General features: G+C 68.0%; 19 protein-coding genes and 1 pseudogene. 8 read left to right on the top strand and 12 right to left on the bottom strand.

The features are described from left to right. The first annotated feature begins 71 nt into the window (after positions 1 to 71). The 4 genes from CXZ05_RS00715 (at position 72) to sufU (ending at position 7,869) form a co-directional block, all read left to right on the top strand. Complete coding sequence (locus CXZ05_RS00715) at positions 72 to 2,810, top strand: LuxR C-terminal-related transcriptional regulator (RefSeq protein WP_102970710.1); 2,739 nt, start codon at positions 72 to 74, stop codon at positions 2,808 to 2,810. After that, a complete protein-coding gene (locus CXZ05_RS00720; RefSeq protein WP_102970711.1) occupies positions 2,788 to 5,553 on the top strand; it encodes a LuxR family transcriptional regulator in 2,766 nt (921 codons plus the stop codon). The genes CXZ05_RS00715 and CXZ05_RS00720 overlap by 23 nt, the downstream gene beginning before the upstream one ends. 496 nt (positions 5,554 to 6,049) lie before the next feature. Next, positions 6,050 to 7,375, top strand: a complete 1,326-nt coding sequence (locus tag CXZ05_RS00725; protein ID WP_102970712.1) for a SufS family cysteine desulfurase — start codon at positions 6,050 to 6,052, stop codon at positions 7,373 to 7,375. A 44-nt stretch (positions 7,376 to 7,419) separates the two neighbouring features. Further along, positions 7,420 to 7,869 (top strand): Fe-S cluster assembly sulfur transfer protein SufU, encoded by a 450-nt coding sequence (gene sufU / locus CXZ05_RS00730; protein ID WP_102970713.1) that lies wholly within the window; start codon positions 7,420 to 7,422, stop codon positions 7,867 to 7,869. A 41-nt stretch (positions 7,870 to 7,910) separates the two neighbouring features. Here sufU and CXZ05_RS00735 read toward each other — a convergent pair. The 4 genes and pseudogenes from CXZ05_RS00735 to CXZ05_RS00750 form a co-directional block, all read right to left on the bottom strand. Next, positions 7,911 to 8,258: pseudogene (locus tag CXZ05_RS00735) on the bottom strand (Na+/H+ antiporter NhaA); the annotation flags it as partial. 185 nt (positions 8,259 to 8,443) lie between these two features. Continuing rightward, positions 8,444 to 8,665 (bottom strand): SCO4848 family membrane protein, encoded by a 222-nt coding sequence (locus CXZ05_RS00740; protein ID WP_102970715.1) that lies wholly within the window; start codon positions 8,663 to 8,665, stop codon positions 8,444 to 8,446. Between the two features lie 4 nt (positions 8,666 to 8,669). Continuing rightward, on the bottom strand, positions 8,670 to 9,167 hold the full coding sequence (locus CXZ05_RS00745; RefSeq protein ID WP_102970716.1) for a DUF2505 domain-containing protein: 498 nt from the start codon (positions 9,165 to 9,167) through the stop codon (positions 8,670 to 8,672). Positions 9,168 to 9,214: 47 nt separating this feature from the next. Next, a complete protein-coding gene (locus CXZ05_RS00750; protein WP_102970936.1) occupies positions 9,215 to 10,729 on the bottom strand; it encodes an SDR family oxidoreductase in 1,515 nt (504 codons plus the stop codon). A 324-nt stretch (positions 10,730 to 11,053) separates the two neighbouring features. Between CXZ05_RS00750 and mfd the strand changes: the two genes are divergently transcribed. Continuing rightward, a complete protein-coding gene (mfd, locus tag CXZ05_RS00755) occupies positions 11,054 to 14,815 on the top strand; it encodes a transcription-repair coupling factor (RefSeq protein ID WP_180987209.1) in 3,762 nt (1,253 codons plus the stop codon). A gap of 5 nt (positions 14,816 to 14,820) precedes the next feature. After that, positions 14,821 to 15,642: a metal-dependent hydrolase gene (locus CXZ05_RS00760; protein ID WP_102970938.1), complete on the top strand. Its 822-nt coding sequence runs from the start codon at positions 14,821 to 14,823 to the stop codon at positions 15,640 to 15,642. A 73-nt stretch (positions 15,643 to 15,715) separates the two neighbouring features. On the opposite strand, the gene CXZ05_RS00765 is transcribed toward CXZ05_RS00760, so the two are convergent. The 6 genes from CXZ05_RS00765 to nirB all read right to left on the bottom strand — a co-directional run bounded on the left by CXZ05_RS00765 (position 15,716) and on the right by nirB (position 22,776). Next, complete coding sequence (locus tag CXZ05_RS00765; protein ID WP_102970717.1) at positions 15,716 to 15,949, bottom strand: hypothetical protein; 234 nt, start codon at positions 15,947 to 15,949, stop codon at positions 15,716 to 15,718. Between the two features lie 46 nt (positions 15,950 to 15,995). Continuing rightward, positions 15,996 to 16,739, bottom strand: coding sequence for a deoxyribose-phosphate aldolase (deoC, locus tag CXZ05_RS00770; protein WP_180987210.1), 744 nt, complete (start codon positions 16,737 to 16,739; stop codon positions 15,996 to 15,998). Positions 16,740 to 16,819: 80 nt separating this feature from the next. Then, the gene (locus tag CXZ05_RS00775; RefSeq protein WP_102970718.1) at positions 16,820 to 17,680 is read right to left on the bottom strand and encodes an FAD-dependent oxidoreductase; all 861 of its coding nucleotides are present in this window, start codon (positions 17,678 to 17,680) and stop codon (positions 16,820 to 16,822) included. Between the two features lie 250 nt (positions 17,681 to 17,930). Next, the gene (locus tag CXZ05_RS00780) at positions 17,931 to 19,094 is read right to left on the bottom strand and encodes a uroporphyrinogen-III synthase (protein WP_102970719.1); all 1,164 of its coding nucleotides are present in this window, start codon (positions 19,092 to 19,094) and stop codon (positions 17,931 to 17,933) included. 14 nt (positions 19,095 to 19,108) lie between these two features. After that, entirely contained in the window at positions 19,109 to 20,143 is a 1,035-nt protein-coding gene (gene cobA / locus CXZ05_RS00785; protein WP_102970720.1) for a uroporphyrinogen-III C-methyltransferase, read from the bottom strand. 2 nt (positions 20,144 to 20,145) lie between these two features. Next, positions 20,146 to 22,776: a nitrite reductase large subunit NirB gene (nirB, locus tag CXZ05_RS00790; protein WP_102970721.1), complete on the bottom strand. Its 2,631-nt coding sequence runs from the start codon at positions 22,774 to 22,776 to the stop codon at positions 20,146 to 20,148. Between the two features lie 295 nt (positions 22,777 to 23,071). Between nirB and nirD the strand changes: the two genes are divergently transcribed. Further along, positions 23,072 to 23,437 (top strand): nitrite reductase small subunit NirD, encoded by a 366-nt coding sequence (gene nirD, locus CXZ05_RS00795; protein WP_102970722.1) that lies wholly within the window; start codon positions 23,072 to 23,074, stop codon positions 23,435 to 23,437. A 46-nt stretch (positions 23,438 to 23,483) separates the two neighbouring features. Here nirD and CXZ05_RS00800 read toward each other — a convergent pair whose 3' ends face one another. Then, entirely contained in the window at positions 23,484 to 25,253 is a 1,770-nt protein-coding gene (locus CXZ05_RS00800; RefSeq protein WP_102970723.1) for a phospho-sugar mutase, read from the bottom strand. Positions 25,254 to 25,384: 131 nt separating this feature from the next. Between CXZ05_RS00800 and CXZ05_RS00805 the strand changes: the two genes are divergently transcribed. Next, positions 25,385 to 25,912 carry an Rrf2 family transcriptional regulator gene (locus tag CXZ05_RS00805; RefSeq protein ID WP_102970940.1) on the top strand — a complete coding sequence of 176 codons (528 nt, stop codon included), beginning with the start codon at positions 25,385 to 25,387 and terminating at the stop codon, positions 25,910 to 25,912. A 17-nt stretch (positions 25,913 to 25,929) separates the two neighbouring features. Here the strand turns inward: CXZ05_RS00805 and CXZ05_RS00810 are convergent, their stop codons facing one another. Beyond that, positions 25,930 to 26,748, bottom strand: coding sequence for a purine-nucleoside phosphorylase (locus CXZ05_RS00810; RefSeq protein ID WP_102970724.1), 819 nt, complete (start codon positions 26,746 to 26,748; stop codon positions 25,930 to 25,932). Positions 26,749 to 26,857 lie beyond the last annotated feature (109 nt).

Raw genomic sequence — 26,857 nt, forward strand, 5'->3', positions numbered from 1 at the left:
GGTAGTCTACTTTCTAAGCGGGGGAGGCGATGGAGCCTTTATCCTGCCGGGCGGGATGTAAGGAAAAGTTCATGTCAATTGAGCCACTGAGCTGGGGACGTGGGTCTACGGCGGGCGTGCTTGCGGGACCGGCGGGCGTCGCGGGCGGAACGGACCTCCAACGATGGTCGGTTCCGGCACGCAGCGCAGACCTTGAAGCCATCCGCACTGCCCTGACAGATCCTGAGTCCCTGGGCGTAGTCATCACCGGTGCCCGCGGTGTGGGAAAATCCTCGCTGGCGCGCACCGCCGTCGCTGAGCTGGGTGCCGACACCTGGGCGCTTCAGCTGCGCAGCCCCCTGACCGGCTCACAAACCTCGTACGGCTGCCTCGCCTTCCTCCTGGCCAGGCTTCCGCAGTCGGCGCTGGCTTCCCCGACCGCCATCCTCCAGGGCATCACCTCCCTGATCCGGTCCGACGCCGCCGGCCGGGACTGCGTCATCACCCTGGACACAACCGGCCAGATCGATGACATGAGTGCCGGCGTCATCCTGAACATCATGCTGACGCACACCGCCCGCGTCATCGCCATCGCCCCCAGCACCAGCGACCTTCCGGCGGACTTCCACTGGCTGCTCACCGACCGGCGGCTGACGGAAGTCCGGCTGGACAACCTCAACGAGCTGCAGACCCGGCAGGTGCTGCTGACGCTGCTGGGCCACAGGGTTTCGGCCTCGCTCGTGAGCACCTACCACGCCATCGTGGGCGGCAATCCGCTCCTGCTCAAGGCGCTCGTCACCGAGCAGCGGCAGTCGGGAAACCTCGTCCTGTCGGATTCCGTGTGGACCTTGCGGGACAGGGTAGTGCTCGACGGCGCCACCGGGCTGGATGACATCGTCCGGTCCCGCTGGTCCCGGGAAGAACCGGAAACCCGCGAGGTCATCGAGATGCTTGCCTGTGCGCGGCGTGTCCCTCTGGCCAGGCTGACCGAAGTTTACGGCACCGCCACCGTGGCCGACATGGAGGACGCCGGGCTTCTCACCGTCGGCGTCACAGAGGACCGCTGGGTCTCCCTGCGGGAGCAGTACCTTGGGGACGTGGTGCGCTCTTGGCTGAGCATCTCCCGCCGACGTGAACTCCGGACCCTGTTGCTGGGCAGCCACGAGCCCGAATTGTCCGCACTGAGTATGGAGGAGCGGATAGAGTTCGCAGCCTGGACCAGGGAATGCCAGGCCGAACTCAGCCCTGCCATGGCGGTGGCGGCGGCGGAGGCGGCGGTGCAGCTCTTTGACCCGCGGTTCGCGATCTCCTGCGTCGAAGGCATCAAGAAGACCGACTCCGTGTGGGTGGAAGCCCAGCTGTACAAGGCAACCGCCTACCTGCTGCTTGACCTGCCGCTGCAGGCCATGGCCGCGCTGGAGGACATTTCCCGGGTACAGCTGGACGCGCTCGACGAGCAGGCCTTTGCCCGCGTGGTGGCAGCTAAGATCCGGGTCATGGTCTGGCTGCCGGAGCTGTGCGACAAGGTGCCGGACGAGCTGGCAGCTGCCCGCAAGCGGCTGGACGTTGCCACTGGTGTGGCGTCGAGCTGGCCCGATCCGTTTGCCACGGCAGCCAACGTCATCACCCTGGCCGAATTCGAATATAAATCGTTCATCGGCGATTACGCCTCGATGGTCGGGGAGCTGGAGGAAGCTACCGACGCCGCGGTTAACAAGGATCCGGGCCTGAGGATCCAAGCAGCGCTGATCCTGATGCAAGCCTTCTCGGCCGTCGGTCGGGAAATGGACGCCCTCCAACTGATGCGGCGAGTGGGAGGACAGCTCTCGGACGCGGAGCCGCAGACCGGACTGCGGGAGCGGTTCGCGATGACAGCTTTCAACGTGCTGCTGCAGGCCGGCCAGTGGAAGCGGTGCCTGGAACTCGTCGGCCCGCCCAAGGGACAGGAGGAGCGCCGGCTGGCCTACCGGACATCCGCCACGGAACTGGCCGCCGGCATCGCCTACGTTTTTTCCGGCCGCGGCGCGGTAGCCCTGGATTCTCTGCTGTCCGCCGTAGCCCAGCTCGAGCTCCGCCCTGTACTGAACATGCTGCAGGCCGCCTACGCCGCCACAGCCTTCGCCTACGCCCAGATCGGCAACGCCGGGCAGGCACACAAGTACCTCGACAAGCTCCGCGGAGTGCGCGGGCACTGCAACTACGGCACAGTATTCGTCACCGACTTCTGCGCGGACATGGCAGGGCGCTGGCTGGGCGACACCGACGCCGCGAAACGTCTGTTCGAGGCAGCACACCGCGATATCGATGCCGGCCGATACACGCAGGCGGGCATCAGCCTGCTCGGAGCGACCGTGAACGGGACCGATGAGGACTTCCGCCTGATGGAAGAGGTGGCGGGCCACCGCCAGGGGACCCTCGCCGAGATCTCACGCCTCATCGCCGTGGGCACCCGCACCAAGGACGCCAAGGTTCTTTTGGAAGGCGCCCACCTCTGCGCGGAACTGGAACTCGACGCCGTCGAGGCCCGGTGCGTTGCCCTGGCCGTCGACTTTGCCCGCCACTCCGGCGATTCCGCCTCCGCCCGTGTTGCCCAGGCCCGTCTGGACACCCTCACCGCCACGGTGCCCAGCCTCCCGATCGTTCCCAGCAGCGGCAGTCCGCTCCTGACCGCCCGCGAACGCCAGATCTCCCGGCTGGCCGGAAGGGGCGTCTCCAACCGGGACATCGCCCTGGAGATGGGCGTATCAGTCCGAACGGTGGAGGGCCACCTCTACCAGGTCTTCACCAAGCTCGGCGTGACATCCAGGGGTGATCTGCCTGGCCTCGTTTAACAGCTCCTCAGCACACAGCGCTTCGTCCAGCACTTCGTCCCACGGCGTCGCGTCCAATGGCCGCGGCGCCAAACCGGAATCCGAACTCCGGCAGCTGACCGGCCGCCGTGAGGCGATAGAGCATGTCTGCACCGTCATCCGCAGCCGTGCCAGCCAGGCGGTCTACCTGATGGCAGGCCCCGGCGTCGGAAAGACATCCGTAACTGACGCCGTGAGGGAGAAATTGGCGGCAGAGATGACCGTGCTCCGCATCCACGGCAGTTCCTCGCTGGCCAAGGTCCCCTACGGTGTTCTGGCGCCCTACACCTCCGGACTCGCCCCTGAGGAAGCCGACTCCCCGGTGGCGGTGCTACGGGCCGTCTGGGCCCACTTTCAGGAGCTGAAGGGAATCAGCGACCTCAACGGCGGCACCGACACACCCGTGCTCCTGGTGGTGGACGACGCCCATCACCTTGATGACGCCACGGCCAGCATGGTGGTGGACATGACCTCGGCCGGTTGGGCGACCGTGCTGGCAGCCGGGCGGCCGCGGCCGGGGCTGCCCCAGGCCCTGAACCAGCTCTGGTATGACGGCCTCGCCGAACGCATCGATCTCCGGCCGCTCAGCGGCGAGCAGGTCAGGGAGGTAGTGGAACACGCCCTCCAGGGGACGGTTCCGGTCAGCACCGTCCAGTCGCTGTGGTCTGCTTCGGGCGGCAACCCGCTGCTCCTCGACTGCCTGCTGGGTGACGCAACAGCCGCCGGAACCCTGGTCCAGCGGAACGGGATCTGGGTGCTGCTCGGACCGTTGCCGGCCGACGGACCCAGGCTTTCGGATCTCGTGGCGAAGGATCTCCTCCGGAGAACGCCGGAGGAGCAGGATGCGCTCAAGGTGATCGCCTTGGCCGAGCCGGTGCCCAGGGGCCTGATCGAGGACGTCTGCGGCGCCGGCGTCGTGCGTTCCCTGCTGGACAACCAGGTGGTGAGCGAATCCGCCGCGATGCATACCGAGCTGCGGCTTACCCATGCCATCCTGGGGGAATCTACGCGGCGCCAGGTGTCCGTCTCGCGGAGCCTGCAGCTGCGGCAGAAGCTTGATGCCTATCTGGATCCCGCCGCCGCAAGTGCTGAAGGCAGGCTGCGGCTGGTCGAATGGTCGCTGGAATGCGGCCTGGAGGTGCCCGACCGGGACCTGCTGGACGCGGGGCTGCTGGCCGCGACGACGTTCAACAACGCCGGCGCCCGGCTCATGGCCGGTCATGTGCGGGCACCGGAGCTGCAGGCCCATGCGCTCTCAATCACCGCGCGGGCCCACTTCAACGAGGGAAAGTACCGCGAGGCCGCCGAACTCCTTGACGGCTGCTGGCTCGACCTGGCGGAGGATCCGGAAGCTCCGCAGGTCCTCATGCTCCGGGCGTCATCGCACATGGCGCTGGGCAAGTCCGTGCCGTCGCTCAGGGCTGAATCAAGCCACCAGTTGGAGGAGGCCGGGATCGCCCCGGACGATGCCTGGCAGGACAGGATCCACGGGCTGCTGGAGATGGCGGCCGCCGGGGATCACGAAGGCATTAACGCTGTCATCACGGCGCTCGGGACCACGGATCCTGACACGGCGTCCGGCGTCGAAGCGACACTGCACGCCGTGGCGCAGGCCCTTCTTGCCCAGACGCTGGTCGCCGCCGGCAGGTCACACCAGGCGCACGCCGCCGCGGCGGCCGCCGGCCCCTTCCTGCCCGCACTCAGCGGCGGCCTGTATTTCTTCAATGAGTTTGTCCTGACCCGGCTGGCCATCAGCACCCTGGCTGCCGGCAACTGGGAGTCGGCCGAACACGAGTTGTCCAGTTATCCGGCGGAGCGAACCGAGGGTGCTTCGACCTTCGGGGGCGGGATCCAGGCACTGCGCGGCCTGGGACTGCTGCGGCAGGGGCAGCTGGAGCGCGCCTACCAGGTCCTCCTTCCGGCCGTTGAGGCGCTTCGGGTCAATGACCCGCTGCAGGAGTTCAGGTTCGGCTCGTCGCTTGCCTTCTACGCCGCAGCACGCCTGGGCGACGCCGCCCAGGCGAAGCGGCTCGAACAGGACTTCATCTCGGCCCGGCACGCCAGCGGACCCGGCTGCGACGCCGTCGCGGAGGCTTACGCGGCCGCCGCGGCTGAATACCTCGACAGGAAGGGCAGCGGCCTGGACAGGCTCCGTGAGCTCGCGGGTTCCGAGGCCGTTACGGACCATCCCGGAACCCGGATGGAGTGCCTCATCCTCTGCTCGGATCTTGGCGAGCGGTCGCTGGTGCGGGAACTCGCCGCGCTCGCCGCCACCGTCGAGGGCCGGTGGGCAGCCGGCTGGCGGCAGCTGGCCCAGGCCTGGGCCTCGGAGGACGCCGACGTCCTCACGGATACAGCCGCCGCCCTGGAGGAAGCAGGCATGCTGAACCTGGCGCGTGAGGCATACGCCCGGGCCGGCGCGCTGCTGGATGCCGCGGGGGAGCGGCGCCGCGCCCGCCAGGCAATCGCGCACCGGGAGAAATGCGACCAGGAGCTCGGCGAGCGGTTCCGGGAAAGCCCGTTTGTCGCCTCCGTCCCCAGCGTCCACCTGACCCGCCGCGAGCGGGACATCGTGGAGCTGGCGGTGCAGGGCCTCTCCGACCGGGAGATCGCCCAGCACCTGATGGTGTCCGTGCGGACCGTCGAGGGGCACCTGTACCGCAGCTATGTCAAGCTCGGCGTCCGCCGACGCGACGAGCTCGCGCTCGCCCTTCCGAAGAAGTAGCGCTTCCCCAAGCTGATTTTTTCCGGCCCTCTCCAGGCAAATTCGGCGCGGTTGCGCGCCAGACATCGCTACCTGCGGGAACCAGTAGTTAAGTACTCAGAAAAACGAGTACCTGCTACTGGTGCCGCGGGCGCCAGTACGCGATTAACTAATAGTGGCAGCGGAAGCCGGGCTGATCTCCCCTCCGAAGCTGCCACCAGATTTTCCAGGTCTCGCACCCAGATTTCCGGCCCCAGGGTCCGGGCAAGGCGGGGCCGGCGACGTCAGAGCCTTCTGAGACCGAGGCTCTCCCCCCAGCCGTCGCCGGCCCTTTTAACTGACGGTATGTAATAACTAAAGATAATACGCCGGAGGATCGGCATCGCAGGGAGCGGCCCGCACCGACGAGGGCCGCCCCTTAGTGTGTGGGCTCCCGGGAATGCAGCGCCGGCCCGTGCTTCGCCGAAATCTGCTGTGGGACAATTGAGACGTACCTCAAGGCACCCAAGGAGTCCCATTGGCCGTAGTATCAACGCCAACCACGCTGACGCGTGCCCTTTCTGCGATGGACAATGCCGAGGTCCTGCGGATCCGCAACGATTTTCCCGTGCTGAACCAGACGGTCAACGGCCGCCCGCTCATCTACCTGGATTCCGGCGCCACCTCGCAGAATCCGCTGAGCGTGATCGAGGCCGAGCAGGAGTTCTACGAGCAGCGGAACGCTGCCGTGCACCGCGGTGCCCACCACCTTGCGGTGGAGGCCACCGAGGTGTTCGAGGATGCCCGGCAGACCGTGGCCGACTTTGTCGGTGCGGCCTATGAGGAGATCGTCTGGACCTCCAACGCCACCGAGGGCCTGAACGTCGTCAGCTATGCGCTGTCGAACGCCGCGCTGTGGGCAGCCCAAGGACGCGGGGACTCCCGCCTGCGGGACCTGGCCCTCGGACCTGGCGATGAAATCGTGGTCACCGAAATGGAGCACCACGCCAACCTGATTCCCTGGCAGGAACTGGCTTACCGGACAGGTGCCACGCTGCGTCACATCCCGCTGGACGACGCCGGGGTGCTGCGGATGGATAAGGCCGCGGAAATCGTGGGGGAGCGCACCAAACTGCTGGCGTTCACCCACGCCTCGAACGTGCTGGGCACCATCAACCCGGTCAGCGACCTGGTGGCCCTCGCCCGGCGGGCAGGTGCCCTGGTGGTGCTGGACGCGTGCCAGTCGGCACCGCACCTTGCTTTGGACGTCAAGCATCTGGATGTCGATTTCGCCGTGTTTTCCGGCCACAAGATGCTGGGGCCAACCGGCGTCGGAGTGCTTTACGGCAAGCAGGAGCTCCTGGATGTGCTCCCGCCGGTCCTGACCGGTGGTTCCATGATCACCACCGTGACCATGGAACGCGCCGAGTACCTCCCCGCGCCGCAGCGGTTCGAAGCCGGCACCCAGAAAATTTCGCAGGCGGTGGCCCTTGCCGCCGCGGTCAACTACCTGACTGAAACCGGCATCGACCGGGTGCACCGCTGGGAGTCCGATCTCGGCCAGCGGATGGTGGCAGGCCTGGAAGCCATCGATGGCGTCCGCGTGCTGGGTCCGGCCGCCGGCCAGGACCGCATCGGCCTGGCGGCCTTTGACGTTGCCGGTGTCCACGCGCACGACGTCGGCCAGTTCCTTGACGCGCGGGGCATCGCGGTCCGCGTGGGTCACCATTGCGCACAGCCGCTGCACCGGCGCCTTGGCCTGACGGCCACCACCCGGGCCAGCGCCTACTTGTACAACACCACCGACGACGTGGACGAATTCCTGGACGCAGTGTCCGGAGTCCGCGCCTACTTCCGGGCCTAGCCCCCCCAAGGACTAGCCCGATCCCCGACGACAGGTACCTGAGCATGAGCCTCGACCAGCTTTACCAGCAGATCATCCTGGACCACTCCAAGGCCCGGCACGGCAGCGGATTGGCCGCCACGGCTGCCCCGGACGGCGCGTCCACCGGCCAGTCGCACCAGCTCAACCCCGTGTGCGGCGACGAGGTCACCCTTCGCGTGGCCGTGGACCACGGCACGGTGACTCAGCTGGCGTGGGACGGGGCCGGCTGCTCGATCTCCATGGCCTCCGCCTCCGTGCTGAGCGAGCTGGCCGAGGGCATGACCGTGGACGAACTCCGCTCGGTGATCGGGAACTTCCGCGACGTACTGCGGTCCCGGGGAAAGATCCCGGCCGACCCGGAAATCCTGGGCGACGCAGCCGCCTTCGAAGGCGTGGCCCGCTACGCCGCGAGGGTAAAGTGCGCCATGATCTCCTGGGTTGCGGCAGAGGATGCCCTGAACCAGGCGGCCTGACCGTCCACTTTAGCCGTCCGACCGGACCTGGCGGTTCCGACTTAGCGGTCCTGGTCGGTCCGTTCGAAGACATCCGGCACGCCGTCGCCGTCGTCGTCCCTTGTCTCCTCCGCTTCAAGGCGGCGGTAGTGCCTGTTGCGGGCCTTAAGCACGACGGCGGCCAACGCCGCGGCGGTCAGCGAACCGGCGAGGAGGGCCACCTTGGCGTGATCGTCCCGGGCTGAGCCCGAGCCGAAACTCAGTTCGGCGATCAGCAGCGAGACGGTAAAGCCCACGCCTGCCAGGAGGGACAGCCCGGCGACGTCGACCCATCTCAGCCCGGCGTCGAGCTGCGCGCGGGTGGTTTTCGTGACCAGGAATGTTGCCCCGAAGACGCCCAGGCCTTGCCCCCGATCAGTGCTGCAGGCTCGGCTAAAAACTTGCCGACCAGACTTCCCGGCGCACCATTTGTACCCAACTTATCTGACTGGCGAAGGTCCGCTGGTTTGGCGTGTCTTCGCTGGTTGGGCTTGTCGAAACCCGGGTTTCGACAAGCCCAACCAGGGACCCAGCCCGTGACCGTGAGCCCGCGCCGTCAACTGACGAGCGCTGCGATTCCGATGGCGGCCGTCGCGGCACCCAGCACCATGGACACCGTCACCAGGACCACGTGGACGGTGAGGAACTTTGTGGCCTTGCCGGCGGCGTCCCGTGCCCGCGGGTCCTTCATGACGCGGCGCAGGAACTGCGGCCACACCACCAGGGACCAAACGCCCGAAACGATCAGGACCAGGGCAAGGAAGGCGGGGACGTCCATGGGACTAGTGGCTTTCGAGCCAGGCCTGGGCCTGCTGCGACTGGATGTTCAGTGCCTTGCCCACCATGGGCTCGGCGGCGTCGGCAATCTTGCCGCCCAGGAACGGCACGGAGGACGTGACGTTGCCAACAAGCTCAACCCGCGTGCTGCTGCCGTCCGCCACGAGACGCTGCACCGCGGCCACGTCGATCGGCGCGCCGGCGATCTTCAGGGAGATGGTGCTCTGGCGCGAGCCGTCGGCTGCGGGGGCGTCCCAGTTCTCCACCTGGGTCACCTTCAGGCTTTCGCCGACGAACTTGCGGGCGATTTCCGGCAGGCGCGTGGTGGGCAGGGTGCGCACCGACGTGGTGCTGAATTCCCCGGCGATGTCGCCCGCCACGGTGAAGGACTCGAGGGTGCCGCCGACGTATTCGCTGGTGTGGCGCTGGAAGTCCTCGTTCGCGAAGACTGCGGTGACGCTGTCGACGCCGTGGGGAAGGGTGGTGGAAGCACTCAGTGCCATTGATCCTCCGTCGTTGTGGGGTCAGAACGCTTTTTGCTCACCACATCCTACGGGGTTGGCCGCGCTTCCCCGGCACCGGTACGTCGGGCATCGGGCCCTGCGGCGCCGGTTTTCTCCTCGGCGGACAGCCTCCGGGCCGCCGCGGTGATGTTGCGGGACATGGCCGGGAAGATGATGCTGTGGAACGGCAGAACAGCCAGCCAGTAGAGCCGCCCGCTGAGTCCTTTGGGGAAGAAGATCGCCCGCTGGCGGTAAAGGCTTCCCGTGCCGTCGGGCTCCACGCAGAGCTCCAGCCAGGCGCGTCCCGGTGCGCGCATTTCTGCCCGCAGGCGGAGCAGGTGGCCCCGCTCGATCCGCTCAACGCGCCACCAGTCCACCACCTCGCCGGCCACCAGATGGTGCGGATGCCGCCGGCCGCGGAGCAGGCCCGCTCCGCCCGAGAGCTTGTCCAGCCAGCCGCGTACGCTCCAAGCCAGTGGGAGCGAGTACCAGCCGTTGCGGCCGCCGATCCCCTCGATGATCGTCCACACGTGTGCCCGGTCCACATCGCTGGCAAAGGTCCGCTCGTCGACATACACCCGGTGCCCGGCCCAGCCCGGGTCGCTCGGCAGCGGGTCGGCGTCCGCTCCGGCGTTGGCCCAGGTGGTTTCCACCTGGCCGTCGCGTTCCTTGCCGAGCGCCAGGGCCACGGCCCTGCGGTAGCCGGTGAGACCGCCGTCGGGCTGCTTGATGTAGGTGTCGATGTCATGTTCGGCCGAGACGGCATCGTGCTGGAGCGACTGGACCAGCGGCACGGACATGGACAGCGGAATCGGAGTCACGAGGGCAACCCACAGTCCGGCCAGCCTGGGCGCCGGCACTGGAAGTGCCAGGACCGGCCGCGCCGGCAGGCCTGCCTCGACCGCGTACTCCTTCATCATCCCGGCGTACGTCAGGACGTCCCGGCAGCCGATGTCGAAGGTGCGGTTGAGGGGTTCCGTCAGTGCGGCGGCTCCGACCAGGTAGTAGAGCACGTCCCGGACGGCGATGGCCTCGATTCGGTTGCGGACCCAGCTGGGCGCCGGCATGAGGGGCAGGGTTTCGGCGAGGTGGCGGATCATCTCGAACGACGCCGAGCCGGAGCCGATCACCACCCCGGCCTGGAACACGATGGCGTCCACCGGGCCGGAGAGAAATACCTCACCCACCGCCTCCCGGGAGCGCATGTGCGTTGACAGTGCCGTGTTGCGCGGGTGTAGGCCGCCCAGATAAACGATCCGCCGGACGGAGGCAGCCGCGGCGGCACCGGCCACAAGCTCGGCCATGGCCTTTTCCTTGGCCTCGAAACCGGACCCCGCCGCCATGGAATGGATCAGGTAATACAGCACGTCCACGCCCTGCAGGGCTTCCTCCAGCGCCGCGGAGTCGTCGAGGCTGCTGCGGACCACCTCCACGTCGTCGAACCACGGCACCCCGGCGATTTTCTTCGGGGACCGGACCAGCACCTTGACGCGGTGGCCGGCGTCCAGCAGGCGGGGGACCAGCCGCCCGCCGATGTACCCGGTGGCGCCGGTGACAAGCACTGTCCGGGCCTCCGCTGTCCGGCCTTCCGCTGTCCGGCCCTCGGGGCTGGCGCCGGGGCTTGCCGTGCCGCCAGCGCCGCTGTCGTTTCCGCTGCTGTCATTTCCGGTTTGGTCGCTCACGGGAGTCTCCTTGGGGCGGCGGCATGGCTGTGCTGGACTTCAGGATGTGCTGAATTTCACTTGCTCAGCAAGCTTAGCAATGCGCACCCGGCGCCTGGATGCCGCGTGCCTGCCCGCGGGGGTAGGCTGGAACCCCCGGCATTCGCAAGAATCTCGGCTTTTCGTGTTGCCTGCGTTCGAATGAGATTCCAGGAGATCCTGCCCATGAGCTCCAAAGGCCAGCGCCCCACCGGCCAGCCCTCCAACGGCCTGCCCCTCGACGGCCTGCGCCGCGCCCTTCAGGCGGACCGGACCTTTACCCGGGTGCAGGCCGAGGCGGCGCGGAGCTTCAGCGTCCGCAGCGAGGACTACCAGATCAGCGCCCCCGCAGGTTTGCGGCCCGTGCTCCTGGCGGAGATGGCGGACGGCCTGCTGAACGCAGCAGAAAGCGACGGCGCCGCCGCGGATCACATCGTGCCGGGTGTCGTCCTCGCCGTCACCGCCACGGGACGCGAGGCCGAGGATCTTGCCGCCGCGCTCCGCGCCTACCTGCCGGCCAACGCCGTGGCCGAGTTCCCCAGCTGGGAAACCCTCCCGCACGAGCGGCTCTCCCCGCGTTCGGACACGGTGGGCCGGCGCCTGTCGGTCCTGCGGCGCCTGGCGCATCCTGAAGACGCACCGCACCCGCGAGACGCAGGCCAACCCGGAAACGCAGCCCAGCCGGAAAACGCAGCGGGCCACCTCCGCGTGGTGGTGGCCCCCGCCAGGGCCGTGGTCCAGCCGATCGTGGCCGGCCTGGGGGAACTGGTTCCGGTGACACTGAAGGTCGGCCAGGAGGTCCCCTTCAATGACGTGATCCGGAACCTCGCCGCCGCCGCCTACTCCCGGGTGGACATGGTCACGCACCGCGGCGAATTCGCCGTCCGCGGCGGCATCCTGGACGTGTTCCCGCCCACCGAGGACCACCCCATCCGGGTGGAGTTCTTCGGCGACGAGGTGGACCAGATGCGCTGGTTCGCCGTCGCCGACCAGCGCTCGCTGTCCGCCCCCGGCGTGCACCACCCCACCGAGCTCCACGCCCCGCCCTGCCGGGAAATCCTCATTACCCCCTCGGTGATGTCCCGGGCTGCCACGCTCAAGCCCCAGCTGCCCGCGGCTGCGGACATGCTGGAGAAGATCGCCGGCGGCATCGCTGTGGAGGGCATGGAATCGCTGGCGCCCGTCCTGGTGGACGCGATGGTCCCGTTCATGGAGCAGCTGCCAGCGGGGTCCATCTCCGTGGTCATCGAACCGGAGAAGGTCCGCACCCGCGCCCACGACCTCGCGGCCACCAACGAGGAGTTCCTGGAAGCAGCGTGGTCCACGGCCTCCGACGGCGGAGTTGCGCCTTTGGCGCTGGACACAGTTCTCAGCTCGCAGGCCTCGGCAGCCCTGCACTCTGCCAGCTTCCGTTCGCTGGCCGAGACCCGATCGGCGGCCCTCGGGCACGAGGTGTCCTGGTGGTCCATCACGTCGCTGGCCACGGACGAGGAACTGACGCCGGACATCGACGTGCTCAACCTTCACGCCCGCGAACCGCGCGGCTACCAGGGCGACGTGGCGGAGATGATGGACTTCATCGGCTCGCACGTGCGGGACCAGTGGCGGATCGTGGTGGCCACCGAGGGCCCGGGCCCGGCCCAGCGCCTGGCCGAACTGTTCCACGACGCGGACATCCCCTGTGCCCGGGTGGACACACTGGACCACGAACCCCAGGCGGGGATCATCGAAGTGACCACTGCCGCCGTCGGACGCGGTTTTGTCCTGGACGGACTGAAGCTCGGTCTCCTGACCGAGGCCGACCTGCTGGGCCGCACCTCCGCAGGCTCCACGAAGGACATGCGCCGCATGCCGTCCAAGCGGCGGAACGCCGTGGATCCGCTGCAGCTGGTGGCCGGCGACCACGTGGTGCACGAACAGCACGGCATCGGACGGTTCGTGGAGCTCATCCAGCGCAAGGTGGCAGGCGGCGGCGACGGCGTCCGCGAGTACCTTGTGCTGGAATACGCGCCGTCCAAGCGCGGGGCGCCGGGGGACAGACTGTTTGTGCCCACGGACCAGCTGGACCAGGTGACCCGCTACGTCGGCGGCGACACCCCCGTGCTCAGCAAGATGGGCGGCGCCGACTGGGCCAGCACCAAGTCCAAGGCGCGCCGGGCGGTCAAGGAAATCGCCGGCGAGCTCATCCGGCTCTACTCGGCCCGGATGGCGTCGCGCGGCCATGCCTTCGCGCCGGACACGCCGTGGCAGCGCGAGCTGGAGGAGGCCTTCCCGTACGTGGAGACCCCGGACCAGCTCACCACCATCAACGAGGTCAAGGCCGACATGGAGCGTGAGATCCCCATGGACCGTCTGGTGTCCGGCGACGTCGGCTACGGCAAGACCGAGATCGCAGTCCGCGCGGCCTTCAAGGCGGTGCAGGACGGCAAACAGGTGGCGGTGCTGGTGCCCACCACGCTGCTGGCGCAGCAGCACTATGAGACGTTCACCGAGCGGTTCTCCGGCTTCCCGCTGCGCGTCAAGCCGCTGTCCCGGTTCCAGGCGTCGAAGGAAGCCAAGGAAACGGCCGAGGGCGTGAAGAACGGCTCCGTGGACGTGGTGATCGGCACGCACCGGCTGCTGTCCAAGGACTTTGAGTTCAAGGACCTGGGCCTGGTGATCGTGGACGAGGAGCAGCGCTTCGGCGTCGAGCACAAGGAAGCGCTGAAGAAGATGCGCACTAACGTCGACGTCCTGGCCATGAGCGCCACCCCGATTCCGCGGACCCTGGAGATGTCCCTGACCGGCATCCGCGAAACGTCCACGCTGGCCACCCCGCCGGAGGAGCGGCACCCCGTGCTCACCTATGTGGGCCCGTACACGGACAAGCAGACCTCCGCCGCCATCCGCCGCGAACTGATGCGCGAGGGCCAGGTGTTCCTCGTGCACAACCGCGTGTCCACGATCGAAAAGACCGCAGCCAAGATCCGCGAACTTGTCCCCGAAGCCAGGGTAGAGGTGGCACACGGCAAGATGTCCGAGAGCCGCCTCGAGCAGATGATCGTGGACTTCTGGGAGAAGCGATTCGACGTCCTGGTGTGCACCACCATCATCGAAACCGGCCTGGACATCTCCAACGCCAACACCCTGATTGTGGACGGCGCGGACAAGTACGGTCTGTCGCAGCTGCACCAGCTGCGCGGACGCGTCGGCCGCGGACGCGAACGCGCCTACGCCTACTTCCTCTACCCCTCCGAGAAACCCCTGGGCGAGGTGGCGCTGGAACGGCTGAAGGCCGTGGCCACCCACAACGAACTCGGCGCGGGCATGCAGCTGGCCATGAAGGACCTGGAGATCCGCGGCGCCGGCAACCTGCTGGGCGGTGAACAGTCCGGCCACATCCAGGGCGTGGGCTTCGACCTCTACATCAGGCTGGTGGGCGAGGCCGTGGCCGAGTACCGCGGCGAAGCCGAGGAGAAGGCCGCCGAGATGAAGATCGAGCTGCCAGTGAACGCGCACCTGCCGCACGACTACGTGCCGGGGGAGCGGCTGCGGCTGGAGGCCTACCGGAAGCTGGCGTCGGCGCTCACCAACGAAGCCATCGACGAGGTCCTCGCCGAGCTCGTGGACCGCTACGGCGAGCCGCCGTTGCCCGCACAGAACCTCGTCGCCGTGGCACGCTTCAGGGTGGGTGCCCGCGAAGCCGGGCTTTCAGATGTTGCCCTGCAGGGGAACTTCATCAAGTTCTCCCCGGCGCAGCTGCCCGAATCGAAGACCATGCGGCTCAACCGCATGTACCCGGGCGCGCAGTCCAAGCCCGCCCTCGACGCCGTCCTCATCCCCAAGCCGAAAACGGCCAGGATCGGCGGCCGCGACCTGCAGGACGCCGAAATCCTGGCATGGGCCGACGGCGTCATCCGCAACATTTTCGCTGACGCTCCGGTCCCGCTCGAAGCCACGAAGGGCTAGCCGTGATGGGAGGACACCACGCCGCGTCAGGGGCCGCGGCGTGGGTGGCTATTGCCTCAACGGGTCCATACACCCTGGGCTGGTATCCGCTGGATGCCACCGGGGTGCTGATCGGCGGCATGGCGACGGCGGGCACCGCCCTCGTGTGCGACTGGGACCACCGCTCCAGCACCGTGGCGCATTCGCTGCCGCCGCTGTCCAACATGATCGCGGTGGGCATCGAGAATGCCAGCGGCGGCCACCGGCAGGGCACCCATTCGGTGCTGGGGGCGGCCATGTTCGTGCTGCTCGCCGCGGTGGCGGCGCAGATCCAGGTGGACACGCAGTGGGGCGTGCTGTCCGTCGGCGCCGGGCTGCTGTGCATGTTCATGATCAACATCGCGGCCAAGGCGCTGAAGCTGTTTCCGAAGTCCGGGTGGATCAGCAACTGGATCTTCGCCCTGGCCATGGCCGGCCTGGTGACCTGGTTTGCACCGCACCAGTGGACGTGGCTGCCCATGTCCATGCTGATCGGCGTCGCGGTCCACATTGTGGGGGACATGGTGACCACCGGGGGTGTTCCGCTGCTCTGGCCGCTGGTGATCAAACCGCCACGGTTCCTGCGCCGGTTGTGGGTGCTGAGGAACTTCTGGCGGCCCAACGGCGCCTTCTCCATCCCGCTGCTGGGCCGGGCCGGGTCGCGGCGGGAGTGGCTGGTGCTGATTCCGGTCAGCGGCTACGCCATGGTGGGAATGTGCCTGGCGGCCTGGTCGCTGGCCGGCACGCATTTCCCTGCGGCGCTGGCCCTGGCCGGCCGGCTGGCCAGCAGCCTGCTGGGACTGCCCTGATTCACTACTTAAACGACGAAGCCCCGGACAGTTTGAACTGTCCGGGGCTTCGGCTTTTTAGTTCAGTTGGTCTTTAGTATTCGCCGGCGGAGTCGGAGCGGCCCGTGATGGTCTGCGGGATCCAGAATGCGAGGGCGAAAAGGCCAAGGCACACGGCCATCGGCCACGGGTTCTCCAAGGACAGGAAGGACAGCGAGTAGATGGCGCCCAGGAACAGGGCCATGATGACCACAAAGAGAACGATGCTGCCAACCAGGGTGTTCTCGTTCTGGGGCGTCTTTACTTGCTGGTCAATCTTGCTGGACATTCATTCCTCCTCGGCCCCGCGGGGCTCAAACTGTGGCTGCCGCCGGTCAGTACGCAGACGAACCCTGTTCGCCTTTGACGATTGAAATACCGGAGCTGGCGCCAATACGTGTTGCACCTGCAGCAATCATAGCCTGTGCGTCCTCGAGGGAACGCACGCCGCCGGAGGCCTTGACGCCCAAGTTGGGGCCCACGGTGCGCCGCATGAGGGCCACATCTTCGACGGTGGCGCCGCCGCCGTTGAAGCCCGTTGAGGTCTTGACGAAGTCGGCGCCGGCCTCCACGGCCGCTTCGCACGCCAGGACCATCTGGTCATCGCTGAGCAGGGCAGTCTCGATGATGACCTTGAGGATTGCCTCTCCGGCGTGGACGGCCTCGGCGACAGCCTTGATGTCGTCCACCACTGCGCCCTTGTCCGAGGCCCTGGCCGCAGCGATGTTAATGACCATGTCCACTTCGTCGGCGCCGTCCAGCACGGCCCCGCGCGCCTCGAACGCCTTGACGTCGCTGGGCGTGGCGCCCAGCGGGAAACCCACCACGGAACAGGTGAGCACGCCGGTGCCCTTCAGGGCCGTCTTTACCGTCTTGACCCACACCGGGTTCACGCACACCGACTTGAACTTGTACTCGGCGGCCTCGGCACACACCTTGAGGATTTCCGCCTCGCTGGCCTCCGGCTTCAGCAGCGTGTGGTCAATGAAGGAAGCGATGCCCGGCTCCCCGCTGCCCTCCCCGGCAGATCCTGCGGGGCTGGTCGCGGTGCCCGTTCCGGGGCTGGCTTCGTTGCTCATGCTGGTCCTTTCCATGGGCCTTTGGCCGCGGCGCCCCGGGTGTCGCGGCGCCTTGCGAACCATCCTGCCACAGCAGGAAGCTAGGCAGCGGTGGCTAGTTGCCCCACTGAAAGCTCCGCCATGAGTTCGGCCGCGCAGACGCCGGCAGCGGACCCGGACGCCACCAGCAGACCCAGCCGCACGCCGTCGAACGCTGCCGCATCCCCGAGGGCCCAGATGCCCGGCACGGAGGAGCGGAAGTCGCGGCCGACGACGATCCCTCCGGTCGCCGCCGTCTGCACGCCGGCGGCGGCTGCCAGGCCGTCCCGGGGCGTGCGGTCCTCGGCGAGAACCACCAGGTCGCCATTCATGCGGCTGCCGTCCTCGAACACGACGCCGGCGGCCGGCAGTACGGAGCCTGCGAGCGTTGGCACGACGGCGGCGGGCCGGGCCGTGGTGCGGACCGGCCGGACGCCGCGGGCGCGGAGCACCGCTTCGGCCTGCCCGGCGGCGGGACCCGTGCCCACCAAAATGCCCAAGGGCCTGCGGCCAAGACGCCGGGTGACTTCCTTGACGGCGTCCCCGATCGTCGCGGCATCATCGATGGTGGAGTAGCTGAGGCAGCGGCCTGAGCCATCGACAGGGGACTCCACCGGGGCCGAGCCGGTAGCGATGACCAGCTGGTCGTAGCCGAATTCCATGCCGTCGGCGGTGGTGACCACCTTGGCGGCGGCGTCGATGTGGCTGGCGGGCTGGCCGAAGCGCACGGAGACGAACGGCAGGGCGGCCAGTTCCATCAGATCGTCGGAGGCGTCGTCGCGGCTGCTCAGCACCGTGACGGTTCCGGAGAACTGTGCTGCGGCCAGCTGGGCCACGAGGGCCTGGGCGGCCGGGCCTGCCCCGGCGATGACGATCTTGGCGGCAGGGGTGGCGGTGGACGGAAACTGTGCCGGAGCGGACATGTGCGGGCCCTTTCGAGTGCTGCACCAGGCGGGCCGATCTGGGGCCCTGTTGTGCTGATGGGACCCAGCCTAGGGGGAACGTTTTTCGGGGGTGTTTCCCTGCCATTGCGGAATTGTCCCCGGCCGTTCGCTGCTATTTACCAACCGGTAACAAAAGCCCCACCTTAAAACAACACGGGGTCACTTAGCGCCCAATTCAGGGGGTTGATTGGGCGCTAAGTGACCCCGCGTTGGAGCATGAGGAAAAGCCCTAGACGCGGATGCGGTAGCCGCGCTTCACCACGGTTTCCACGAGCTTGCCGTCAGGCAGTGAAGAGCGGAGCCGACTGACCGTCATGTCCAGCGCGTGCACCGAGCCGCGGAGTTCCAGCAGCTCAGACAGGGACTCCCGTGACAGGACCGCACCGCCGGCGCCCAGGAGCGCGCGGAGCAGCAGCAGCGGTGCCGGGGCGATCTCCACCGGTTCGCCGTCAATGCGCAGCGACCGGCCACGCAGTTCCACGTTTCCGGACCGCGTGTCGAGGCGACGCACATGGTTCAGCGCGAGGTGCTCGCATACCAGCCTGATCAGCGCGCCCATCCGGAACCGTTCCGGCACCAGCGGAGTGATGCCGGCGTCCAGCAGCGGCTGCGCCGTCACCGGACCAACGACGGCGGTTGTCACAGTGGTCTTGAGGCTCTCCACGAGCTGCTTGTACAGCCCCATCTCGTGGGCCGTGCTCCACATGGCGTCCACGGCGGGGGCACTCGTGAAGGTCAGGACGTCAAGGTTGCCGCTGCATGCGGCCTCGATCAGGCGGGGGAGCCGGTCGGCGCCGTCGGGCTTGACCCAGCGGTACGGGGTCACGGTGAGGACGGTGGCACCGGACATCCGCAGCCGTTCCAGCTGGCGGACATCCGTGTAGCCGTGCAGCTGCACCGCCACGGTCTTGCCGCGCACGCCCTCCGCCAGCAGCATGTCCACCAGCGTTGCGGTGGTCTCGTCGCTGCTGATTCCGACGTCGGCCAGGCCGGCCGCGCGCACAGCGCCGCGGGCTTTGGGTCCGCGGACGAACATCCGGCAGGCGCCCAGGGTTTCCAGCAGCTCCTCACCGATCCCCGAAGCGTCCGCCGCCTCGCACCAGCGGCGCATGCCGTAGGCGGTGGTGGCGATGCACAGGTCGGGCTTGGCGGCGATGATCGCCTTCGTGTCCTCGATGAGGCTGATGTCCTCGTTCACCGGGGCGATCTTCAGTGCCGGGGCATGCAGGACCTCGGCGCCGCGGCGTTCCAGGGCCTCGATGAGGTCCCGCGAACGGCGGTGGGATGTCACTCCGATCCGGAAACCCTCCAGCGGCGCCTCGGTGGCGGCCTCCGGCGCTGTTTCGGTGGCTGCTTCGGCGGGGGCTGTTTGAGCGGGGGCTAGTGCATTCATTGCGTTCATGCCTATCACGAACCCAGCAGCGAGGCCGCCAGGCGGTCGAGCTCCGCCGCGGCCTCGGCATGCCCGCGGTTGGCCTCAGCCACCCGCACCACCTCACCGATCACCAGGACAGCGGGGTTGCTGCAGCCGGCGGCAGCAGTAGCGATGGTGCCCAGTTCCGCGATGGTGGTCTTCTGGCCCGGCCGGTAGCCGCGCTCCACCACCGCCATGGGCATGTCGGTTCGCATCCCGGCGCGGCGCAGGCCCGCGGCGAGGTGGTGCAGCGTGCCGATCCCCATCAGCACCACGATGGTCCCGCCCAGGCCGGCCAGGTGCGTCAGTTCCTTCTCCGTGAGCGGCGCGTGGCCGGACACGACGGTGAACATGTGGCTGACTTCACGGTGCGTTACGGGGATGCCGGCTGCAGCCGGCACGGAGATGGCGCTGGTCACGCCGGAAATGACGCGGACGGGGACGCCGGCGGCGACGCAGGAAGCAACTTCCTCACCGCCGCGGCCGAAGACGTACGGGTCGCCGCCCTTGAGGCGCACCACGTTGTTGCCTTCCAAGGCGGAAGCGACCATGAGCTTCTCGATGTCGCCCTGGCTCACCTTGTGGTGTCCCGGCCGCTTTCCGACGTCGACCAGTTCGGCAGAGGTGAGGGATGCCAACTCCTGGTAGGGGGCGAGCCGGTCGTAGAACACGACGTCGGCATCGCGCAGGGCCTTGACGGCGGCCACCGTCAGCAGCTCGCCGGTGCCCGGGCCCCCGCCAACCAGCGTGACGTGGCCGGCCCGGCCGGCGGCCGGCTCGGCCGCCACCGGGATGCCGGCGGCGCGGCAGCGGTCCAGCAGCGGCTCCCAGCCGGTCTGGCCGTCGTCGACCGCCGCGACGAGGAACGGGCGCTCGGGCAGGGGACCGTCGTGCCCGGCACCCTGCGGGGTGCTGAGGCGGGAGACGACGGCGCCGGCTGCTTCGTAGCGGCGGACGGCCTGGCGGGCGGCGAAATCCGAGCCCGTGACCAGGACGTCGCGGCCGGTGAGATCAATGCTGAGCTGCATGCCTATACCTCGTTCTCATCGCGGGGCCGCATGGGAATGGAAGCGCCGATCAGGACCTTCCCTTTTTCCTCGGCCGTTGCCGGGCGCATCTGGCCGCGCTCGTCCGGGACGAAGGTGATGGAATCGTCCTTCTGGTCCGGGGCGTTGACGAAGGAGCGGAACCGGCGGAGGCGCTCGGGATCCTTCAGGGTGTCTGCCCACTCGTCGATGTAGGTGTCGACGTGCTTGGCCATGGCAGCCTCGAGGTCCTCGGCGATGCCCAGGGTGTCCTTGACCACCACGTCCTCGACGTGCTTGATGCCGCCGTCGAGCTCTTCCTGCCAGCGTGCGGTGCGCTGCAGGCGGTCGGCGGTGCGGATGTAGTACATGAAGTAGCGGTCGATGTACTTGATCAGCGTCTCGTCGTCGAGATCCTTGGCCAGCAGCTGGGCGTGGGCCGGGGTGGCACCGCCGTTGCCGCCGACGTACAGGTTCCAGCCGTCCGCAGTGGCGATGACGCCGACGTCCTTGCCGCGGGCCTCGGCGCACTCGCGGGCGCAGCCGGAGACGCCCATCTTGAGCTTGTGCGGGCTGCGGAGGCCGCGGTAGCGGAGCTCGAGCTGGATGGCCATGGCCACCGAGTCCTGGACGCCGAAGCGGCACCAGGTGGAACCGACGCAGGACTTCACCGTGCGCAGGCTCTTGCCGTAGGCCTGGCCGGATTCGAAGCCGGCGTCCACCAGTTCCTTCCAGATTTCGGGGAGCTCCTCCAGCCGGGCGCCGAACATGTCGATGCGCTGGCCGCCGGTGATCTTGGTGTACAGGTTGTACTTCTCGGCGACGGCGGCGATGACGCCCAGCTTCTTCGGGGTGATCTCGCCGCCGGCGATGCGGGGGACCACCGAGTAGGTGCCGTCCTTCTGCATGTTGGCCAGGGCGCGGTCGTTGGTGTCCTGCAGGGTGCCGCGGCCGGCGTCCAGGACATAGGCGCTGTTCTGGCTTGCGAGGATGTTGCCGATGGTCGGCTTGCAGATGTCACAGCCGGCGCCGGTGCCGTACTTGGCCATGATCTCCTCGAAGGAGGTCAGTTCCAGGACGCGGATGGCGTCGAACAGTTCCTGGCGGGACAGTTCGATGTGCTCGCAGAGGGCCTTTGAAACCTCGACGCCGGACTTGGTCAGCTCGGTTTCCAGCAGCTTCTTGAGCATGGGCACGCAGGAACCGCATTGGGTGCCGGCGCGGGTGCAGCCCTTCAGCTCACCGAGTTCCTGGACCGGGGCGTTGCCCTCGCAGGCACCGCAGCCGTTGACGGCGTCGCGGATGGTTCCGGCCGTGACGTTGTTGCAGGAGCACAGGGTAGCGTCGTCCGGCAGTTCGGTTTCGGGGGCGTCGCCGCCGCCGGCCGCGCTGAGGAACGCTCCGGGCTCGGCGGGAAGTTCGCGGCCCAGGAGCGGACGCAGGCTCATGTATGGTGAGGCGTCGCCCACGAAGATGCCGCCCAACAGGGTCTTGGCGTCATCCGTGGTGACAATCTTCTGGTAGACGCCGCGGGCGGGGTCGGCGTAGACGATCTCGAGGGCGTGCTCGGTCTTGGCGAAGGCGTCGCCGAAGCTGGCGACATCCACGCCGGACAGCTTCAGCTTGGTGGCGGTGTCGAAGCCGGGGAAGGTTGCATCCCCGCCGTGCAGGCGGTCCGCCACGATCTCGGCCATGGTGTTGGCCGGGGCAACGAGGCCCAGGCACATGCCGCCGAAGTTGGCTACTTCACCAATGGCCCAGATGCCCGGTACCTCGGTGGCGCAGTAGTCGTTGATGACCACGCCGCCGCGCTGGCCAAGGCTGAACACCTGTTCCTCGCCTTCGGCGGCGCGGAAGAGTTCGTCGCGGGGCCGGACGCCGATGGCAACGATCACCATGTCGGCATCGATGGTGCGGCCGTCGGCCATAAGGACACCCGTGACCTGGCCTTCGCCGTCGGAAAGGACTTCCGACGGGAAGACGCCGCCATGGACTTCGAAGCCCTTGGCCTTGATGAGCCGGCCCATTGCCTGGCCAGCTCCTTCATCGAGCTGCGTGGCCATCAGCCACTGCGAACCGTCGATGACGATCGGCGTGGCGCCCAGCTGCTCCGTGCCGGCGGCCGACTCGAGCCCCAGGAGGCCGCCACCGATGGTGACCGCCTTGACCTTGCGGCCGAGCTTTTCCGTCAGCTCGGCGATGGCCTTGTTAATGGCCCAGACGTCTTCAAGCGTGCGGTACACGTGGGTGAGCTCGGCGCCCGGGATCGGCAGGCGGGCGGCATTCGAACCGGTGGCCACCACCAGCTCGTCGTATTCGAATGTGTTGCCGGCCGCGGTTTCCACCGTCTTGGCCTCGGCATTGATCTTGACGACGCGCTCGCCGGTCTTCAGGTCCACGGAAGCGTGGTCCCACATGGCAGCGTCGCCCAGGGTGAGGTCGTAGTCCATATCGGTGAGGGCCTTGGAGAGCGCCACCCGGTCATAGGGGAGGTGGGCTTCCTCAGTGAGGACAGTGACATGCCAGCCTTCGAGGCCACGGGCATGCATGGCATCGGCAAAACGGTGGGCTGCAGGGCCGCCGCCGGCGACCACAATGCGGCGCGGAGTCGATGAGGTTGAAGTCTGTTCGGTCACTGTGGGCCTTTCGCTGGGCCGCAGACGGTGCTCTGCAGCTTGTGCCTCCAGCCTAGGGAGCCGCAGTTTCGCTTCAGTTTCCCAATTGTTTCGTGAACTTAACTTCTGCATCACGGGATTGTTTCGGGCCATGTGAGGTGTCTTTTACGTTCTTGACACATTGACTGCACCCCGTCGAAACACCGTCACCCTAGCTTTGGTATACGGCCGCAGCGGCGGCAACAGCAGGCGCAAACACATGCCTGGCAGGACCGGCCCGCCGCCGGAAAGCACGCAAAAGGGAGAGGAGCCGGACATGACGGCAACACTGGAACTTGAGGATCTCGCCACCGGATACGCAGCAGGCTGGCACCGCGTCTGCGCGGTGGAGGACCTGGAACTGGCCTGGGGCGAAGCGGCACTCGTGGCCGGCCGGCAGGTGGCCCTGTTTCGTACGGGCCCCGGCGAGGTTTTCGCCGTTGCGCAGGAGGACCCGGCCACCGGCGCCTTCGTCATGGCGCGCGGCATCCTCGGATCACGCGGCACGCGCCCCACCATCGCCTCGCCGCTGCACAAGGAGGTCTACGACCTCGAGACGGGCGAGTGCTTCGGCAACGCGGACCTGCGCCTGGCCGCGTTCAGCACGCGCATCGTGGACGGCTTCATCGAGGTTGAGCTCTAAGGCCCAGCTCCCAGCGGCCCGCCCCTTGTAACGGGCAGGGGGCCGCCTACAGCCCCAGGGCCTCGCGCACGTCAGTGAGCACCTGGTCCAGCGCGGCCCTCGCCGCCAGCCGGGCCTCGGGCAGTTCAGCGGCCGAGCCGACGCTCTGGATGACTTCCAGGTAGCACTTGAGCTTCGGCTCCGTGCCGCTCGGCCGGATGATCACGCGGCTGAGGTCGCGGGTTACATAGAGCAGCCCGTCGGTCGGAGGCAGCTGTTCGCTGCCTTCGGCCAGGTCCACGAATGACTCCACGGCCGACCCGCCAAACGATTCGGGCGGGTTTACGCGCAGCCGGTTCATCATGGCGTCCAGCAGGCCGAGGTCCGCCACGCGGATGCTCAGCTGGTCGCTGGCGTGGAGTCCGTGCACCAGATGCAGCTCGTCCAGGGTGTCGAAGATCGTCTTGCCCCCGGCTTTGGCTGCGGCCGCCAATTCCGCGATCAGCACCGCGGCGGACAGACCATCCTTGTCGCGGACCAGATCCGGCGCTACACAGTAACCCAGCGCCTCCTCATAACCGTAGACGAGGCCCGGCACCCGGGAAATCCACTTGAACCCGGTCAGCGTTTCCTCATGCTCATACCCGGCTGCGGCGGCGATGCGTGAAAGCAGCCGCGACGAAACAATCGAATTGGCGAACACGCCGCCGCCCGCCTCCGCTCCGGAGGCGGCCACTCCGGCAGCGTCCGCTTTGGAAGCGGCCAGGCGCGCCACGACATGCGCTCCCAGAAGGGCGCCCACCTCATCACCCCGCAGCATCCGCCACGCACCCGTGTCCGGGTCCTTCGCGGCCACCGCGGCACGGTCTGCGTCCGGATCGTTGGCCAGGACAATGTCCGCGTTCGCCTGCATCGCCTCAGCTAGGGCCAGATCCAGGGCGCCCGGTTCCTCAGGGTTGGGAAAACTGACGGTGGGGAAGTCCGGGTCCGGCTCCGCCTGTTCGCTGACCAGGGTTACGTCGGTGAATCCGGCTGCCCCGAGGACGGAGACAGCCGTCGCTCCGCCGACGCCGTGCAACGGTGTCAGGACGATTTTCAGGTCCCTCGCGGGGAATAACCCGCGGTCCGCCAGCCCTGCCGTGGCGGTCCAGTAGTCCTGGACGATCCCGTCGTCCAGGACTTTCCAGCCGTCCTGGGCCAAGGGGATCGAGGCGAGGTCCCCCGCCTTGCTGATTTCGCTGGCGATCAGGGCGTCGTACGGAGCCACGATCTGCGCGCCCCGGCCGCTTTCCTCCACCGCATGCCGGCCGAGGTACACCTTGTAACCGTTGTCCTGCGGAGGGTTGTGGCTGGCTGTGACCATCACGCCGCCGTCGCACTCCAGCGCCCGGACCGCATACGCCAGCAGCGGCGTCGGCAGGGGAGCCGGCATCAGGAACGTCTGGATGCCTGCCGCAGTGAACACCGCCGCCGTCTCCGTCGCGAAAATTTCGGAGTTGTAGCGGGCGTCATAGCCGACGACGGCGCGGGGCCGAGTTCCGGGCGCGGCCTCCGCCACCGCCCGGACCAGGAAATTGGCGAAGCCCGCCGCCGCGCGGCGGACCACGACGCGGTTCATGCGGTTGGGCCCCGGGCCGAGGGCGGCACGCAGGCCGGCCGTTCCGAATTGCAGCGGTCCCCGGAAGCTGTCTTCAAGGTCCTGCCGGGCGGCGGGTGTGCCGGCCTCGGTGAGCTTCACGAGCTCGGTCAGCGTTGCCGCGGTCCGGGGATCCGGATCCTGGGCGGCCCAGGCGCGGGCGTCGTTGAGCAGCTGCAGATCGGCTTGGGAAGACGTCATGGAATCCAAACTATCGTCAAAGTGCGGCGGAGCGGGTGCCGGAGGGGGCTGCGGTCCGGTCACAACCTCACCGGTTCATGGCGTCCGGAATGCTCCTTGACAACAGATTCCGGACACGTAGTGTCTTGGTTGTGAAGTTGAACCAGGGGGTGGAGTGGGCCCTCCATTGCTGCGTCAACATGGCATGGGCGCCCGCCGGTGAACCGATCAGCAGCGGCCGGCTGGCCGAGCTGTATAAGCTGCCGCCCGCGTACCTGAACAAGCAGCTTCAGTGCCTGGTGCGGGCAGGAGTCCTGCAGTCCGTGTCCGGCCCCCGGGGCGGGTTCCAGCTGGCGCGACGGCCTGACCGGATCTCGGTGCTGGACGTGGTGCTGGCCATCGAAGGCCGGGACCTGGCGTTCCGCTGCGACGGCATCCTGGCGAACTGCCCCGGCGGTGACGCGGACGAGGACTACTTCCGCACCTGCATCATTTCTCAGTCCATGCGCCAGGCGGAGCTGGCCTGGCGGACCGAACTCGCGCGCCAGACCGTGGCAGGCATCGCGCAGTCCCTCGAACGGCGCTTTCCCCAGGCGCGCGCCGACGCGCTCGCCCAACTCCTCGGCAACAACAACGCGGGGTCACGTAGCGCCCCTTCCGAAGGCCGCAACGGGCGCTAACTGACCCCGCGTTGCGGTTAGAGCCGGCCGATGATCTCCGCGAGGAGCTTGGAAATGCGCGGCCCCGCAGCGTGTCCGGCTTCGAGCACTTCCTCATGGCTCAGCGGGGTAGGGCTGATGCCGGCCGCGAGGTTGGTGACCAGCGAGATGCCGAAGACCTCCATGCCGGCATGCCGGGCGGCGATGGCCTCCAGCGCCGTGGACATGCCCACGAGGTCGGCACCGATCCGCTTGGCGTACTGCACCTCGGCCGGCGTCTCGTAGTGCGGGCCCGTGAACTGGGCGTAGACACCTTCGTCCAGGGACGGGTCGACGTCCCGGGCCAGATCCCGCAGCCGCGACGAATACAGGTCGGTCAGGTCCACGAAGGTTGCGCCTTCGAGCGGGGACGCCGCGGTGAGGTTTATGTGATCTTTGATGAGCACGGGGGTGCCGGGTGTCCAGTCTTCGTTGAGTCCGCCGCAGCCGTTGGTGATCACCAGGGTCCGGCAGCCGGCGGCGGCCGCGGTGCGCACGCCGTGGGCCACGGCGCGGACGCCCTTGCCCTCGTAGTAGTGGGTGCGGGCGCCAAGGACCAGCGCGCGCTTGCCTTCACGCGTCAGCACGGAACGAATCGTGCCCACGTGTCCCTCCACGGCGGGAGCCGAAAAGCCGGGGACCTCCGAGGCCGCCAGTGTCGCGGTGGTCTCGCCGATGAGGTCGGCGGCCTCGGCCCAGCCCGAGCCCAGGACCAGGGCGGTGTCGTGTGCTTCGACGCCGGTCTCTGCCGCGATGTAGTCCGCGGCCGTGCGCGCTGCTTCGAAGGGATCCGTGTCGAGGAAATCTGTTGTGCTCACCCGGTCCAAGCTACCGTGCCGGAGCCGGCGCGGGCAGCAGAAACGCGCCCTCGCGGGCTGCCCGGCCAGCCCCGGAAGGTTGGTGGTCCGGCGCCGGATGCAGGAGAAT

It is taken from the genome of Arthrobacter sp. AFG20 (assembly GCF_002892795.1).
Taxonomy (GTDB): Bacteria; Actinomycetota; Actinomycetes; order Actinomycetales; family Micrococcaceae; genus Arthrobacter.

Excerpts from the sequence above, each read along its gene's own strand:
- mfd (WP_180987209.1), top strand. The coding sequence starts at position 11,054 with ATGAGCTCCAAAGGCCAGCGCCCCACCGGCCAGCCCTCCAACGGCCTG.
- CXZ05_RS00715 (WP_102970710.1), top strand. The coding sequence starts at position 72 with ATGTCAATTGAGCCACTGAGCTGGGGACGTGGGTCTACGGCGGGCGTG.
- CXZ05_RS00765 (WP_102970717.1), bottom strand. The coding sequence starts at position 15,949 with ATGTCCAGCAAGATTGACCAGCAAGTAAAGACGCCCCAGAACGAGAAC.
- CXZ05_RS00760 (WP_102970938.1), top strand. The coding sequence starts at position 14,821 with ATGGGAGGACACCACGCCGCGTCAGGGGCCGCGGCGTGGGTGGCTATT.
- sufU (WP_102970713.1), top strand. The coding sequence starts at position 7,420 with ATGAGCCTCGACCAGCTTTACCAGCAGATCATCCTGGACCACTCCAAG.
- nirD (WP_102970722.1), top strand. The coding sequence starts at position 23,072 with ATGACGGCAACACTGGAACTTGAGGATCTCGCCACCGGATACGCAGCA.
- deoC (WP_180987210.1), bottom strand. The coding sequence starts at position 16,739 with ATGAGCAACGAAGCCAGCCCCGGAACGGGCACCGCGACCAGCCCCGCA.
- CXZ05_RS00780 (WP_102970719.1), bottom strand. The coding sequence starts at position 19,094 with ATGAATGCACTAGCCCCCGCTCAAACAGCCCCCGCCGAAGCAGCCACC.
- cobA (WP_102970720.1), bottom strand. The coding sequence starts at position 20,143 with ATGCAGCTCAGCATTGATCTCACCGGCCGCGACGTCCTGGTCACGGGC.
- CXZ05_RS00745 (WP_102970716.1), bottom strand. The coding sequence starts at position 9,167 with ATGGCACTGAGTGCTTCCACCACCCTTCCCCACGGCGTCGACAGCGTC.
- CXZ05_RS00800 (WP_102970723.1), bottom strand. The coding sequence starts at position 25,253 with ATGACGTCTTCCCAAGCCGATCTGCAGCTGCTCAACGACGCCCGCGCC.
- CXZ05_RS00740 (WP_102970715.1), bottom strand. The coding sequence starts at position 8,665 with ATGGACGTCCCCGCCTTCCTTGCCCTGGTCCTGATCGTTTCGGGCGTT.
- CXZ05_RS00775 (WP_102970718.1), bottom strand. The coding sequence starts at position 17,680 with ATGTCCGCTCCGGCACAGTTTCCGTCCACCGCCACCCCTGCCGCCAAG.